At 68.0% G+C, this 14,869-nt stretch carries 8 protein-coding genes and 1 pseudogene; all 9 read left to right on the top strand.

Annotated features, from left to right (window positions below):
- The 9 genes and pseudogenes from GWK16_RS05085 (at position 1) to GWK16_RS05050 (ending at position 14,856) form a co-directional block, all read left to right on the top strand.
- Positions 1–3,147, top strand: coding sequence for an efflux RND transporter permease subunit (locus GWK16_RS05085; RefSeq protein WP_170052812.1), 3,147 nt, complete (start codon positions 1–3; stop codon positions 3,145–3,147).
- Between the two features lie 3 nt (positions 3,148–3,150).
- Entirely contained in the window at positions 3,151–6,261 is a 3,111-nt protein-coding gene (locus GWK16_RS05080) for an efflux RND transporter permease subunit (RefSeq protein WP_170052811.1), read from the top strand.
- Positions 6,262–7,480: 1,219 nt separating this feature from the next.
- Positions 7,481–9,655: a type VI secretion system Vgr family protein gene (locus tag GWK16_RS05075; protein WP_170052810.1), complete on the top strand. Its 2,175-nt coding sequence runs from the start codon at positions 7,481–7,483 to the stop codon at positions 9,653–9,655.
- A gap of 20 nt (positions 9,656–9,675) precedes the next feature.
- The gene (locus tag GWK16_RS05070; protein ID WP_170052809.1) at positions 9,676–10,023 is read left to right on the top strand and encodes a hypothetical protein; all 348 of its coding nucleotides are present in this window, start codon (positions 9,676–9,678) and stop codon (positions 10,021–10,023) included.
- A gap of 22 nt (positions 10,024–10,045) precedes the next feature.
- Positions 10,046–10,861: pseudogene (locus GWK16_RS25840) on the top strand (DUF2169 family type VI secretion system accessory protein); the annotation flags it as partial.
- 108 nt (positions 10,862–10,969) lie between these two features.
- Positions 10,970–12,655, top strand: coding sequence for a pentapeptide repeat-containing protein (locus tag GWK16_RS25150; protein WP_248291093.1), 1,686 nt, complete (start codon positions 10,970–10,972; stop codon positions 12,653–12,655).
- Entirely contained in the window at positions 12,652–13,725 is a 1,074-nt protein-coding gene (locus GWK16_RS05060; RefSeq protein WP_170052807.1) for a pentapeptide repeat-containing protein, read from the top strand. The genes GWK16_RS25150 and GWK16_RS05060 overlap by 4 nt, the downstream gene beginning before the upstream one ends.
- A 118-nt stretch (positions 13,726–13,843) precedes the next feature.
- Positions 13,844–14,431, top strand: coding sequence for a DUF3540 domain-containing protein (locus GWK16_RS05055; protein WP_170052806.1), 588 nt, complete (start codon positions 13,844–13,846; stop codon positions 14,429–14,431).
- A gap of 29 nt (positions 14,432–14,460) precedes the next feature.
- The gene (locus GWK16_RS05050; protein WP_170052805.1) at positions 14,461–14,856 is read left to right on the top strand and encodes a DUF4150 domain-containing protein; all 396 of its coding nucleotides are present in this window, start codon (positions 14,461–14,463) and stop codon (positions 14,854–14,856) included.
- Positions 14,857–14,869: the final 13 nt, after the last annotated feature.

Raw genomic sequence — 14,869 nt, 5'->3', positions numbered from 1 at the left:
ATGAACATCTCCGGTCCCTTCATCGCGCGGCCCATCGCGACCTCGCTGCTCGCGGTGGCAATGCTGCTGGCCGGGCTCTACGGCTATCTGCGTTTGCCGGTTTCCTCTCTGCCGGAGGTCGACTTTCCGACGATCCAGGTCACGACGCAGTTGCCCGGTGCGTCGCCGGACACCGTCGCGGTGCTGGTCACGGCGTCGCTGGAACGGCAATTGGCGCAGATCTCCGGATTGAGCGAGGTCGTCTCCGTCAGTGGCCCGGGTGTCAGCCGCATCACGCTGCAGTTCAACCTCGGCCGCGACATCGACGACGCGGCGCAGGACGTCCAGGCAGCGATCAACGCCGCGCGGGGCACGCTGCCGTCCAATCTCCCGTACCCGCCGATCTATGCGAAGGTGAATCCGGCGGATCCGCCGATCCTGACGCTGGCGCTCACCTCCGAGACGCTGCCGGTTGCGCGGCTTTCGGATGCGGTGGACACGCTTCTGGCGCAGCGGCTGGCGCAAGTGGGCGGCGTCGGGCGCGTCGCAGTCCAGGGGAACATGCGCCCGGCGGTGCGGCTGCAGGTCGATCCGCGCCGTCTCGCGGCCTACAACATCGGCCTGGACGACGTCCGCACGGCGATCGCCGCCGCCAACGTCGCCGGACCGAAGGGTTCGGTCGACGGGCCCCAGCAGGCCTCCGCGGTGATGGCGAACGACCAGATCAGCACGCCGGCGGCCTTCGAGAACGTGATCATCGCCTGGCGCGGCGACGCGCCGGTCCGGCTGCGCGATGTCGGCGTGGCGGTGGAGGATCTCGAGAACACACTGACTGCCGCCTGGTACAATGGCCGCCCGGCGATCCTGGTCGATGTGCAGCGTCAGCCAGGGGCGAACATCGTCGCGACGGTGGCGGCGCTTCGGGCCCAGTTGCAATCGCTGGAGCGCGCCCTGCCGGCAGGCACGCAACTGTCGGTGGTCGCCGATCGGACCGAGATGATCCGCGCCTCGGTTGCCGAGGTGCAGCTGACGCTCGTCATTGCCGTCGTACTTGTGGTGCTGGTGATCTTCCTGTTCCTGCGCACGCTGCGGGCGACCATCGTGCCGGGCATCGCGCTGCCGCTGTCGATCCTCGGCACCTTCGGTGTGATGGCGCTGTGTGGCTTCACCATCGACAACCTGTCGCTGATGGCGTTGGTCATTGCGACCGGCTTCATCGTCGACGACGCCATCGTGATGATCGAGAACGTCGTCCGTCTGGTCGAGAAGGGCATGGCGCCGCTTGAAGCGGCCTTCGAGGGCGCGCGTCAGATCGGCTTCACCATCGTCTCCCTGACCGTCTCCCTGATCGCGGTGTTCATCCCGCTGCTGTTCATGGAAGGCGTGGTCGGGCGTCTGTTCCGCGAATTCGCCATCGTGCTGTCAGTGTCCGTGCTGGTGTCGATGGTGATATCCCTGACGCTGACGCCGATGATGTGCGGCTACCTGCTGCGGCCGGCCGAGGAGGAGCGCCCCGGTGCCATCAACCGTGCCATCAACCGTGCCTTCGAGGCCGGCTTCGATGCCATGCGCCGCGGCTACGGGCGGACGCTCGCCTGGGCACTGCGGCGGGAAGGTCTGATGCTCCTGCTGGCGCTCGCGACCCTCGGTGGCACCGTTTGGCTCTACGTCGTGATGCCCAAGGGCTTCCTGCCGCTGCAGGACACCGGAATCATCACCATCACGACCGAGGCGCCGCAGGATGTCTCCTTCCGCCGCATGAGCGCCTTGCAGCGCGAGGTCTCCGAGATCATCGCGCGCGACCCGGAGGTCATCTCGGTCGCCTCGGTTGCCGGCGCCGGCACGATCAATCCTGCGGCGAACACCGGGCGGCTGACGGTCGTGCTGCGGCCGCGGGCGCAACGGCGCGACGATACGCAGGCCGTGATCGACCGCCTGACGCCGCAGCTGGCGGCGGTGCCCGGCATCGTCGCCTATCCGCAACTGGTGCAGGACATCCAGATCGGCACCCGTCCATCGAGCACGCAGTATCAGTACACGCTGATGGACTCCTCGGCCGCCGAGCTGACGACCTGGGCGCCGCGGCTGCTCGATGCGCTGCGTGCCCTGCCGGAACTGCGCGACGTGGCGACCGACCGGCGCGAGGACGGGCTTCGCCTGTCCGTCGAGGTCGACCGAGCCCGCGCGGCGCGGCTGGGCGTGACCATGCAGGCGATCGACGACGCGCTCTACAACGCCTTCGGCCAGCGGCAGATCAGCACCATCTACGGACAGGCGAACCAGTACCGCGTGGTGCTGGAAGTCGATCCCGCGCTCGCCAGCGACCCGGCCATCATCGGCCAGATCCGGGTGACGGGCAGTACCAGCACGACGACGAACGGCACCACCTCGACCACCACGGCGCAGGTGCCGCTGGCCGAGTTGGCGGCGATCAGCCGGGTGTCGGGGCCGCTGACGGTCACCCGGCAGGACCAGTTTCCGGCGGTGACGCTCAGCTTCAACCTGGCGCCCGGCGTATCGCTGAGCGAGGCGGTGGCTGCCATTGCCCGGGCCGAGCGCGGCCTCGGCATGCCGGACACCATCGTCGGCAGCTATGGCGGCGACGCGGCGGAGTTCAATCGCTCCCTGGCCGGCCAGGGCTGGCTGATCCTCGCCGCGGTGGTGGTGATCTACATTGTTCTCGGCGTGCTCTACGAGAGCGTGATCCATCCGATCACCATCCTCTCGACGCTGCCCTCGGCCGGGATCGGTGCCCTGCTGGCGCTGCAGCTGTTCGGGCTCGACCTCAACGTCGTCGGGCTGATCGGCATCGTGCTGCTGATGGGCATCGTCAAGAAGAACGCGATCATGATGATCGACTTCGCCATCGAGGCGCAGCGCGAACACGACATGACCCCGCGTGAGGCGATCACCGAGGCCTGCCTGCTGCGTTTCCGGCCCATCATGATGACGACCATGGCGGCGATCCTCGGCGCCGTCCCGCTGGTTCTGGGGCACGGCGCGGGCAGCGAGCTGCGTCTGCCGCTCGGTATCTCCGTGATCGGCGGGTTGCTGCTGAGCCAAGTGATCACGCTCTACACCACGCCGGTGATCTACCTGGCGCTGGAGGAGCTGCGCGCGCGCATCGTCGCCTTGGTCCACCCCGCGCGGGCGCAGCCGGCGGAATAGGCGATGGCGATCTCCGCCCCCTTCATCGCGCGGCCGATCGGCACCTCGCTGCTGGCGATCGGGCTCGCCCTCGCGGGGATCGTCGCCTATTTCGATCTGCCGGTGGCGCCGCTGCCGAAGGTGGATTTCCCCACCATCGCCGTGACGGCGAGCCAGCCGGGGGCCGATCCGACCATCATGGCGTCATCCGTCGCCGCGCCGCTCGAACGGCGGCTCGGGGAGATTCCCGGCGTCACCGAGATCACCTCGACCTCGAGCCTCGGCACCACCAACGTCATCGTGCAGTTCGACCTGTCGCGCTCGATCGCCTCCGCCGCGCGGGACGTGCAGGCGGCGATCAACGCCGCCGGGCCTGACCTGCCATCGGGGCTGACGGCGCCGCCCTCCTTCCGGAAGCTGAACCCGGCCGATGCGCCGGTGCTGATCCTGGCGCTGACGTCGCACACCGTGGCACCTGGCGTGATCTACGACGCGGCGGACAGCATCCTCGCGCCGCGCATCGCGCAAGTGCCGGGCACGGCGCAGGTTAGCCTGGCCGGTGCCGAGCAGCCCGCGATCCGCGTCGCGGTCGACCCGGCAGCAGCCGCGTCGGCGGGCGTGTCGCTCGATCAGATCCGCAGCGCCATCACCGCCGCCAACGTGACCCAGGCGACCGGCCTGATCGACGGACCGGACCAAGCGGCGACGATCTCGGTCAACGACCGGCTGACCACGCCCGGCGAATTCGGCGCCGTCATCGTCCGCCGCGCCGGCGACGCCCTGGTGCGCCTGGACGGCATCGCGCGCGTCGAACAGGGCGCGCGCGACCGGCGGCAGGCGGGTCTCTACAACGGGCGCCCGGCGGTCATCGTCACCATCTACAAGCAGGCCGACGCCAACGTGCTGGAGGTGGTGGACGGCATCCGCGCCCTGCTGCCGGAGCTCCAGCGCTGGATGCCGGCCGGCATCGATGTCGCGATCATGCGCGACCGGTCGCAGACCATCCGTGCCAGCGTGAAGGAGGTCGAGCACACGCTGCTGATTTCCATCGCGCTGGTCGTGATGGTCGTCGCGGCCTTCCTGCGCAGCAAGTCGGCGATCTTCGCCGCCAGCATCGCGGTGCCGCTGTCGTTGCTCGGCACCATCGGCTGCATGTGGCTGGCCGGCTTCTCGCTCAACAACTTCACGCTCATGGCCTTGACCATTTCGGTTGGCTTCGTGGTCGACGACGCCATCGTCATGATCGAGAACATGGCGCGCTACACCGAACGCGGCCTGAAACCCATGCAGGCGGCGCTCGAGGGTGCGAAGCAGATCGGCTTCACCGTCGTCTCGATCAGCCTGTCGCTGGTGGCCGTGTTCATCCCCCTGCTGTTCATGGGCGGATTGGTCGGGCGGATGCTGCGGGAATTCGCTGCGACACTGTCGATCGCGGTGGCCATCTCGGCGCTGATATCCCTGACCGTCACGCCGATGGCGGCCGCCCATCTCGCGAGCCGCGAACCGCGCAAGCCGGGCCGCTTCGGCCGTGTCTTCGAGGCCGGGATGAGCCGCCTGATCGACGCGTACATCCGCAGCCTGACGGTCGCGCTGCGCTGGCGACGGACCATGCTGGCGCTGACGCTCGGGCTCGTCGGGCTGACGGTCTGGCTCTACACGGCGGTGCCCAAGGGGTTCTTCCCGGACCAGGACAGCGGGTTGATCTTCGGGGCGGCCCAGGCCCAGCCAGATACCTCCTTCCAGCAGATGACCGCCTACCAGCAGCGGGTGATGGAGGTGATCCGCGCCGACCCCGCCGTGGAAAACGTGTCGGCCGCCGTCGGCGGCGGGGGCTTCTTCGGTTCCTCTGCTTCGGTGCGGCTGCAGCTGACGCTGATACCGCAGGCCCGACGCCCCGGGATCACCGCCAATGACGTCATCAACCGCCTTCGCCGGCCGCTTGCCGCGGTGACGGGCGTGCAGGTCTTCATGCGTCCCGTCTCGGATATCGTCGTCGGCGGACGGCAGGGCAACGCGTCCTACCAGTATGTGCTGCTGACACCGGATCTCGACGACCTTTTCACCTGGAGTGAGCGCCTCGTGCAGCAACTCCGCACGGTGCCGCAGGTCGAGGACGTCTCGAGCGACCAGCAGCGCACGGGGCTTGTCTCGCGCCTCGTCATCGATCGGGATGCGGCGGCCAGGCTCGGCATCTCCGTCCAGGCGCTGGATGCGGCGCTGAACAACGCTTTCGCGCAACGACAGGTCTCGACCATCTACCGCCTGCGGAACCAGTACCGCGTGGTGATGGAGATCGATCCGCAACTGACGGAGCGGCCCGAGGATCTCGACCGGATCTTCCTCGCCGGCCGAGACGGGCCTGTCCCGCTCGGCGCCGTCGCGCGGCTCGAGCGGACGATCTCTCCGCGCCAGATCACCCATCAGGGGATGTTCCCGGCGGCCACCATCACCTTCAATCTAGCGCCCGGTGTTTCGCTGGGGGAGGCCGCCGCGGCGATCGAACGCGCGGCGCTCGACATCCAGATGCCGGCGACGATCCGCGGCGAGTTCGCCGGCAACGCCCGCGCCTTCCAGAACTTCCAGTCAGGCCTGCCGCTGCTGATCCTGGCCGCGGTGGTGGCGATCTACATCGTGCTCGGCGTGCTCTACGAAAGCCTGATCCATCCGCTGACGATCATCTCCACCCTGCCGACGGCCGGGATCGGGGCGCTGCTGGCGTTGCTCGCGACTGGGCTGTCCTTCACGCTCATCGCGCTGATCGGCGTGATCCTCCTGATGGGCATCGTGAAGAAGAACGCGATCATGATGGTGGACTTCGCCCTGGAGCATGAGCGCGAAGGCGGGCAGGGTGGCATGACCGCGATCCTCGAGGCCTGCCGGGAGCGCTTCCGGCCAATCCTGATGACGACCCTCGCCGCGTTGTTCGGCGCTGTGCCGCTGGCCTTCGCAACCGGCGCCGGCGCGGAGCTTCGTACGCCGCTCGGCATCACGATCATCGGCGGCATGATCGTGTCGCAGGTCATGACGCTGTACACGACGCCGGTCGTCTACCTGGCGCTGGAGCGCCTCGCGACGACACGGCGCCGGCCGCTGCGGCGCTTCTCGGGTCCGGCGGAAGGCGTCCCGCACGTCTAGGCGACTTGGGCGTAGCGCCGCTGCGCCGCCTTCCCCCGGGCGCGACCACCTTCCCGATGATGGCCTGCGCCGGCGCACCCGACGCCAGCCGGCTGGCGTCGTCGCCTCCCGCGCCCCGCCGGCTGCCCGATCCGACGGTGCCAGCCACCGGAGGACATCAGGGCGGACAGCCAAGCGAGCGGTGGTGGGCAGGCCTCCGGCGCGAGGGGGGGCGTGCCTGCCAGCGTCCCGCCCGCCAGATCCGCGGCGCGGAAGCTGCCGGCGGCTGGATCCTCGAGCCACAGCGACGCCTCGATGACCGCTGCCGTCGGGACGGCGGCCCGGGCGCGCTGGGCGGCAAGACGGCGCGGATCGCGCGGCCGGCCGAACGGACCGACCGCGGCGCCGAATGCTGGGGAGATGACGAAGGTGTTACCACTGCGCGCCACACGCGGCGGCGCAGCGCGACGAAGCGGAATCGCACATAAGGAGCAGGCCACATGTCGGCGTGGGACGGAAGGTGCTGCTCTGCGAGGCGGCGTGCCTACGTTTCCGACGGCACTTGCTCCGCGATGGCCGCGATCTTCAGTCCGGGATCCATCGCCCATCGCCGCATCAGGCCTCCGGCTCGGACAGCCGGCGCCGCGGCGTCAGTGCGCCTCTCGCGCGCTCCGTCACCGTCCGCTCGGCGAGGGAATCGCCCGCCGCGTCACGTTCGGCCCGTAGGGCCTGGAAGGCACCGAAGCGGCTGATCGCGACCTCGAGTGCCGGGCCGACGCGAGTGGGGCCAGGTTATCGACGACATCGGCCGCGAACGCCGCCGAGATCCGGTCGGCATCGCCGTGCCGCAGACGATCACGTCCGCCTCAGAATTCCCGCAGGAGGCGCGTCAGATCCGTGGTGTCGGACCGGCACGGCGGCCACATGGATGCCAGCGCCTTCCAGCCCCGACTTTGCCTGGTGGGCATGAGCGGCATCGGTATCGACGCGCAGGGTGCGCAGGTGGGCCACGCCGTTGTGCCGGAGATCACACCGTGCCGCCGCGTTCCTTATGCCCCCCGATGCCTTCAGTCCTGGCACCGAGGGAACTCCCTGGCTGAAACGCTTCAGCGTGGACGGCGCCCGCACGGGCAAGCGGCTTGCCTGCGCCCTTGCTGCCGGACAATTATCCGCCACCGACCCATCAACGCGCGGCGAATCCTGTCAGGATGGACCCGCAGATGCCGTGGATGTCAGCACAATGGCCTTTGATCAAACGCGGCGCATCCTCGCCATCACGACCGAACTGGGTCGGGACAAGGTCCTGCTGACCGAACTCGAAGGGCGCGATGAGATCTCGCAGCCCTTCCTCTTCAAGATCCGCATGGCGACCGAGGAGCCGGTGGCATCCGTGCAGGCACTGCTCGGCACCGAGGTGACCCTGGAATTCGGCATGCCGCCTGACGCGGATGCGCCGACGGTTGGCGTCGAGCGCCGCAAGTTCCGGGGCTACATCCGGCGGCTTTCGCGGGGATTCTTCAACGTCGGCGGCATGACCGAATGGCAGGCCGAGGTCGTGCCGAAGATCTGGTTCCTGTCGCGCTCCGCGAACGTCAAGATCTTCCAGAGCAAGACGACGCTCGACATCATCCAGGAAGTCGCCAACCAGTTCGGCATGTCGCCCCAGGTGAATGCCAATTCCCGCGGCATGACCAACCTGGACCTGTGCGTCCAGTACCGCGAGAACGCGCTCGACTTCCTGTCGCGGCTCATGGAGAAGGAGGGCCTCTTCTACTTCCATGAGCACACGGACGGCGCGACGAACCTGAAGGTCGTGGACCTGAATGCGTCCTGCCCTGCCTGGTCGCTGGACCCCGTGCCGCTGCATGGGCATCGCAGCCGTGGTAGCGTCTGGCGCTTCGACGAGGACTTCTCCGTGCAGACGGGGCAATGGGTGACCCGGGACTTCGACTACCTCGGCGTCGCAAGCCAGACCAACACCCAGCCGACCAAACTGTCCTCGGCCGGGATGTCCACGGAATACGAGGTCTACGACTACCCCGGCGCCTATGGCGAAAAGTGGAAGTCGCCGGATGACATCGGCCTCCTGACGACCGGGTCCGGGCTGACGACCGTCGCCATCGAACGCGAGGAGGCGAAGTACCACCGGCGGCGTGGCGCCAGCGACATCTCGCTCCTCGATCCCGGCCGGCGCCTCAAGCTCTCGGCCGAGGGGCTGACGGAACCCGAGGTGCTGATCACCTCGGTCCACCACCGCGCCGCGGACTACAGCCATTGGACCGACAAGATGTGGGGGGATCGCCAGCCGCAGGAGCCGTACTACGAGAACGAGTTCACCTGCATTCCCCAGACCGTCCAGTTCCGCCCGGAGGTCCGCGCGCCCCGGCCTTATGTGCACGGCCCGCAGACCGCGCTCGTCGTCGGATCGGGCGACATCGATACCGACAAGTACGCCCGCGTGAAGGTCCAGTTCCATTGGGATCGGGACGCGAGCGCGTCGGTGTGGGTGCGTGTCTCCCAGGGATGGGCTGGCGCGGGCTTCGGCCAGATCCACATCCCCCGCGTGGGGGAGGAGGTGGTGGTCGATTTCCTCGAGGGCGACCCGGACCGGCCGCTGATCACCGGGCGGCTCTACAACTCCAACAACATGCCGCCCTATACGCTGCCGGCGAACAAGACGCAGTACGGCATCAAGACCAACTCGGTCGGCGCAAGCGGGTCGAACGAACTGCGCTTCGAGGACAAGGGCGGCAGCGAGCAGATCTTTGTTCACGCCCAGAAGGATCTCGATTCCGTCGTCGAGAACAACGAGACGCGACACGTCAAGGTCAACCGCACGACGAACATCGATGTCAACGAGACGACCAAGATTGGTGGGAACAAGAAGACCGAGGTCACCGGCAGCTTCGACGAGAAGATCATGGGGACCGAGACGCGGCAGGTCATGGGCGCCGTCACCGAAAAGATGATGGCCGGCGAAACGCGCACCATCATGTCCCAGATGAGCGAGACGATCACCGGCACCGTCTCCCAGACGGTGACGGGGAGTTATACCCAGACTGTCACCGGACCGATGTCGATCACCTGTGCCGGTCCCGTCACCTTCACCGCCGCCGGCGGCTGGACCCTCGTGGCGCCGGCGGGCACGAAGACAGTCGACAGCTTCTTCGACAAGACCGGCGGCTTCACGGCGGATGCCTTCGGCGCGAAGCTTTCGATCGTGGCCAACAAGACCGATATGGTGGGCATCCTCGCGATGTCGGTGATCAACAACAAGGTGGACTTCGTGAAGTCGAAGGTGGACATGTCCGCCACGGTCTTCAAGAACAGCCCCACGGAGATCAAGACGGCAGGCAACGCCATCCGGCAGGCGGCCCTGAACTGTCACTTCATCGGCGTCTTCCTTGTCAATTGATGCCGGCACGGCCGAACCGGATGAGCGACAACGCCATCGTCATAGCGTTCTTCGGGGCGATCGCCCTGGCGACCGTCGCATTCGCCTATGGGGGCGGCATCATCCGCGATTTCCGGGATCGCCAGGTGCTGTCCGACGGCTTGCCGGCCGAGGCCCGCGTGCTCGGGCTCGAGCAGACGGGCAACTTCTTCAACAACATGCCGGAGATGCGAATCCGTCTCGACGTCACGCCGGGATCGGGGCTGTCCTTCACGGCGGAGGTCGTTCGCGTCGTGGGCACTGCCGATCTGCCCCGCTTCATGCCGGGGCAGTCGCTGTCCGTGCGCTACCAGCCGGGCCCGCCGCCGCGTGTGGCGCTCATGCCATGACGACCGCGCGGGACCTGCCCTGATGCGCGTCATGAAGCCCATGGCCCTGGGATTCCTCACGCGGCCTTTCGAGTTCATGCGCCAGTTCCGGCTCGGCGCGGCGGTGCTCAGTTTCGTGCCCCTCGGGACCGAGCGCGCGCTCTTCGCGGATCCGGCGATGTGGAAGATGGTGGCCGAGGAACTGCCACCCGATCAGCCGCTCGACATCGCGATGGCGAAGCGTCGTGCCGAGTTCCTTGTCGCAGGTCATGCCTTCGCCCCCGGCGGCACGCCCGTCCGCGCGCTGCGGGTATCGGCGCGCCTGGGGCAGCGGAGCAAGTCGCTGCTTGTCGTCGGCGATCGCTTCCGCGATGCCGACGGGTCTCGTGAGCCCGAGCCTTTCACCCGGATGCCGCTCGACTGGACCCGCGCGGCCGGCGGTCCCGGCGTGGCGGAGAATCCGCTCGGGCGTGGGCGCTCGCCCGTTGCCACGCCTGCAGGGCCGCGGATTCCCTTCGCCAATATCGAGGATCCATCCGTCGCGCCTGAGTATCGCCAGCAACGCCCGGCCGGCTTTGGTGCGATGGACATCGCCTGGCCGCAACGCGCACGTTTTGCCGGCACGCATGACGATCGCTGGTTGCGGGACGATTTCCCCGGCTTCGCGCGCGACATGGACTGGCGGATCTTCAACGCCGCCCCGGAGGACCAGCAGTTTCCGGCGTTCCTGTCTGGCGACGAGGAGTATGCGCTGGAGAACATGCATCCGGAGCAGCCGGTCCTGACAGGCCGCCTTCCGGGCATCCGTCCCCGCCTGCTGTTGCGGCGACGGGGTCGCGACGCGCTCGAGGACATCCCGCTCGCGCTGACCACCGTCTGGTTCTTCCCCCATCGGATGCGCCTCGTGCTCGTGCATCACGCTGAGACGCCCATCGAGGAGGAGGATGGCCGCGACATCGAGGTCGCGATGATCGGGGCCGAGACGAACGGCACGAGCCGCCCGGTGTCGCATTTCGAGGACGTGATGCGCCGGCGCCTCGATCCCAATACCGGCGCGGTTGCCGCGCTGCGCGATGCCGATCTGGTGCCGCAGGAACTCCTCGTTCCCGACCCGACCATGGAAGCCGAAATGGCACTCCATGCGACGGAAGGCCTGGCTTACGCGAACGGCCGTCGCCGCCTCGAGAAGGAAACGGCCGAGAGGCGGGCGATGGTCGCTTCCTATGGCCTCGATCCGGATGAGCATGGCCCCAAGCGTCTCGAGCCCGAGGAGCGGACCCCGACGCTGGACGAGTTGCCCGCCCACATCGACCGCATCCTGGCCGAAGGCGAACGCCAGAAGGCGGAGCATACGGCGTGGCGTGCCGAGCGCGACCGCGAGCTCGAGGATCTCCTGACCGGGCCCGAGATGACGTATGAGAAGCTCCAGGAGGAGCGGGCCCAGAAGCCCGCGGGACCGCCGACCTTCACCGCCGCGGGCAAGCGCATGGAGTTGGAGCTGCTCGCCGCGCAGATGCGTGCGGCGGGCGCAGACGACGCCGATGTGCAGAACATCCTGAACGATCGCGCGATGCAGTCGCTGTGGCAGGATGCCGAGCAGCAATTGCGCGACGCGTACCAGCAGACGGCGCAGGAGCAGGATCCGGCGCCACGCGTGGCCGCATTCCGGCAACAGGAGATCGCGGCCAACCTAGCCTCGCAGAGAGATTGGCCGCGGGGCAACTTCTGCGGCGTGGATCTTCGTGGTGTCGACCTGTCGGGCCGCGATCTGTCGGAGGCCTGGTTCGACGGTGCCGATCTGACGGGGGCCAACCTTACGGGCGCGCGGCTGGGCCGCGCGGTCCTCGCCCATGCCCGCCTCGCTCAGGCGCGGCTCGACGGCGCGGACCTCGCGGGGGCGAACCTGGGGCGCGCGGATCTCTCGGGCGCTTCGCTGCGGCGCGCGGTGCTCGGCGGCGCGATTCTCGATCATGCGAACCTGTCCGGCGCTTCGCTCCGCGGTGCGACCCTCGAAGGGGCGCGCCTGACCGAGACGATGCTGACGGACACCGACCTCGCCGGCGCCGTCCTGAATGATGTGCAGTTCATCAATACGAACTTGACCGGTCTCAGCGCCTCCGGTGCGGAGATCCAGCGAACGCTCTTCCTCGAAACACCGTTGGACGGTGCGAATTTCGCGTCGGCGCGTCTCGTGGAATCGGTGTTCCTGAAGTGCGAGGCGGCGAGCATGGATTGCACGGGCGCGGACATGCGCAAGGTCCGCTTCGTGGAAGGATGCCGTCTCGATGGGTGTCGTTTCGTGCGGACGAACCTGGCGGAGGCCAACCTCCGCGAGGTCGCGGCGCAGGGATGCGATTTCACGGATGCGATCCTCGACGACGCGGATCTGTCCGATGCGAAGCTCGCTGGCTCCAGACTCCTGCATGTCCGTGCGCGTCGCGCTCGGTTCGTTGTCACGGATCTTCGCGATGCGATCCTCGCCCGCAGCGACTTCATGCAGGCGCTGATGGCGCGGGCCGACCTGCGCGGTGCGGATCTCACGGAGGCGAGCTTCTACGAGGCGGACCTCGCTCGCGTCCGGACCGACGGCACGACGAAGCATCAAGGCATGTTCCAGGTGCGCATGCGGCTGCGCCCGCGGCGGATCACATGAACAAGGCGGAACTCGAGCGTCGGATCCACGAGGGCGAGACCCTTGTGCATGTCTCGCTCGCCGGCGGAGCCTACCGCGGGGCGAACCTCGGCGGTGCCGTCATGGAGGGCGTGGATTTCACCGGGGCCAACTTCACCGGTGCATCCTTCAATGAGGGCGTGTTCTTCGGATGCACCTTCGACGGCGCCATGTTCGAAGGGGCGGAGTTCCACAAGACGATCTTCGACGGATGTTCGCTGAAGGGTGTTCGGGCCCGTGGTGCGCGGATGGCGACCATTCAGACGAACAAGGCCGATCTGACTCAGGCGGACCTGGAGGGTGTGGACCTCAACCTCGGGATCCTGACCGAACCGAAGCTGGACGGCGCGAATCTCCGCTCGGCCAACCTGGAACGATGCCTGCTGCTCAAGGCCTCGATGATGGGGACGGACCTGCGCGGCGCGAATCTGGAATCCGCCGTCATGATGGAAACCGACCTGCGCCAGACGGCATTGGAAGGCGCCAGGTTTCTCCGGACCGTGATGAGCAAGTCGATCTTTGCCGGGCGGAGCTTCGCGCGGCAGGCCTTCCCGATGTGCCAGTTTGCCGAGGCCGATCTGACCGGATGCGACCTGCAGGGGGCGGACGTGTCGGGGGCGGGGTTCGGGGGGGCCGTCCTGGACCGGGCACGGCTCGACGGCGCCAACTTCACCCAGACGGTTTGCCAGGGCGCGCGCTTCGCAGGGGCCAGCGCGCGCGGCACCAACTTCTCGAACGCGATCATGATCGGGGCGGACCTCACCCGCGCGGATTTCACCGGCGCACGCTTGTATCAAGCCATCGGGACCGAGCTGAAGGCGCAGGAAGCCCGCCTGGTGAATAGCGATCTCACCTATGCGGACCTCAGTCACGCGATCCTGGACGGCGCAGACCTGTCCGGCGCGACGGTGTTCCGGACGAATTTCCACAGGGCTGCCGAGGAAGGGGCCCAGGTGCCGAGCCGCCGCGCAGCGCTTCGACCGGACGCGGACCGCGCCACGGCCGAGGACTGGCATGCTCGCTGGCCGGTCCAGCCGGAGGCGCCTCGGTGACGGCCGCCACAGACAGGACCACGTTCGGCAGGCGCCGGGCGCAGGAGATGGAGTACCGCGCGTGAACGCAATCCCTGAACATCCGACACGGCTCGGTTTCGGCGAGATCGCAGAGGTCGTGAGCCACGAAGGCGGATCGATGATGGTGCAGGCTGGCGCCCGGCGCATCATGGCGCGGCGGGCCGCCAGTTGCCTCCTGGAACCGGCGCCAGGCGACACGGTCCTGATCGGCGGTGACCTCGCGCGCTGCTATGTCCTTGCGGTTCTTGACCGCGCGGGTGAGGGCCCGGCACGCCTCAGCATCGAGGGCGATGTCGAGATCCGCGCCCGCGATGGCCAGCTTCGCCTTGCTGCCGGCAAGGGGGTCGACATCGCAGCTCGGGAGGAGATCGTCATCGAGGCGGATGCCGTCTCGGTCAAGGCAGGCAGTGGCCGCTTCCTGCTCGATGACCTCGTCCTCATCGGGCGCAGCGCCATGTCCCATATCGGCCGCGTCCGGACGATCGGCCGGACCGTCGAGACCGTCGTCGACCGGATCCTGACGCGGACGAAGCGCAGCCTTCGGATTTCCGAAGAGAGCGATCATGTGCGGGCGGGTCAGATTGACCTGCGGGCGAACGGCACCTTCCACGCGAATGGTGAAACCACAATCGTGACCGCGGCGACGCTCGTGAAGGTGGATGGCGGGCAGATCCACCTCGGCTAGTCGAGGCCAACGCGGCGGAGGACCGACGCATGTTCATGAATACGCAGATGATGGGCATGGACATGGGTTTTCCCGATGTCTGCCTCACGCCCGCCGCGCCGGCGCCGGTGCCCATTCCCTATCCGAACATCGCCATGGGCCCGACCGCGGTTCCGAGCCAGGTGAAGGTGCTGGTCATGGCGATGCCGGCGCATAACCTCGCGACCACGACGCCGCTGACCAATGGCGACAACGCCGGCCTCGCGACGGGCGTGGCGTCCGGCACCGTCATGGGGCCGTCTCGCCATCTCACGGCGTCCTTCAAGACGCTGATTGTCGGCGCGCCGGCGACGCGGCTGACGTCCAGCACGATCCAGAACAGCACGAACGTGCCCGGCGTGCGGATCGTGCCGAGCCAGCCCAAGGTGATTGTGCTCGCGCCGTAAGCGGCGCCGGTTC

The sequence above is a fragment of the Neoroseomonas marina genome (genome assembly GCF_012927745.1).
Taxonomy (GTDB): domain Bacteria; phylum Pseudomonadota; class Alphaproteobacteria; order Acetobacterales; family Acetobacteraceae; genus Neoroseomonas; species Neoroseomonas marina.
This window is presented reverse-complemented; position numbering and strand designations above follow the sequence as displayed.

Excerpts from the sequence above, each read along its gene's own strand:
- GWK16_RS05070 (WP_170052809.1), top strand. The coding sequence starts at position 9,676 with ATGAGCGACAACGCCATCGTCATAGCGTTCTTCGGGGCGATCGCCCTG.
- GWK16_RS05060 (WP_170052807.1), top strand. The coding sequence starts at position 12,652 with ATGAACAAGGCGGAACTCGAGCGTCGGATCCACGAGGGCGAGACCCTT.
- GWK16_RS05080 (WP_170052811.1), top strand. The coding sequence starts at position 3,151 with ATGGCGATCTCCGCCCCCTTCATCGCGCGGCCGATCGGCACCTCGCTG.
- GWK16_RS05085 (WP_170052812.1), top strand. The coding sequence starts at position 1 with ATGAACATCTCCGGTCCCTTCATCGCGCGGCCCATCGCGACCTCGCTG.
- GWK16_RS05075 (WP_170052810.1), top strand. The coding sequence starts at position 7,481 with ATGGCCTTTGATCAAACGCGGCGCATCCTCGCCATCACGACCGAACTG.
- GWK16_RS25150 (WP_248291093.1), top strand. The coding sequence starts at position 10,970 with ATGATCGGGGCCGAGACGAACGGCACGAGCCGCCCGGTGTCGCATTTC.
- GWK16_RS05050 (WP_170052805.1), top strand. The coding sequence starts at position 14,461 with ATGTTCATGAATACGCAGATGATGGGCATGGACATGGGTTTTCCCGAT.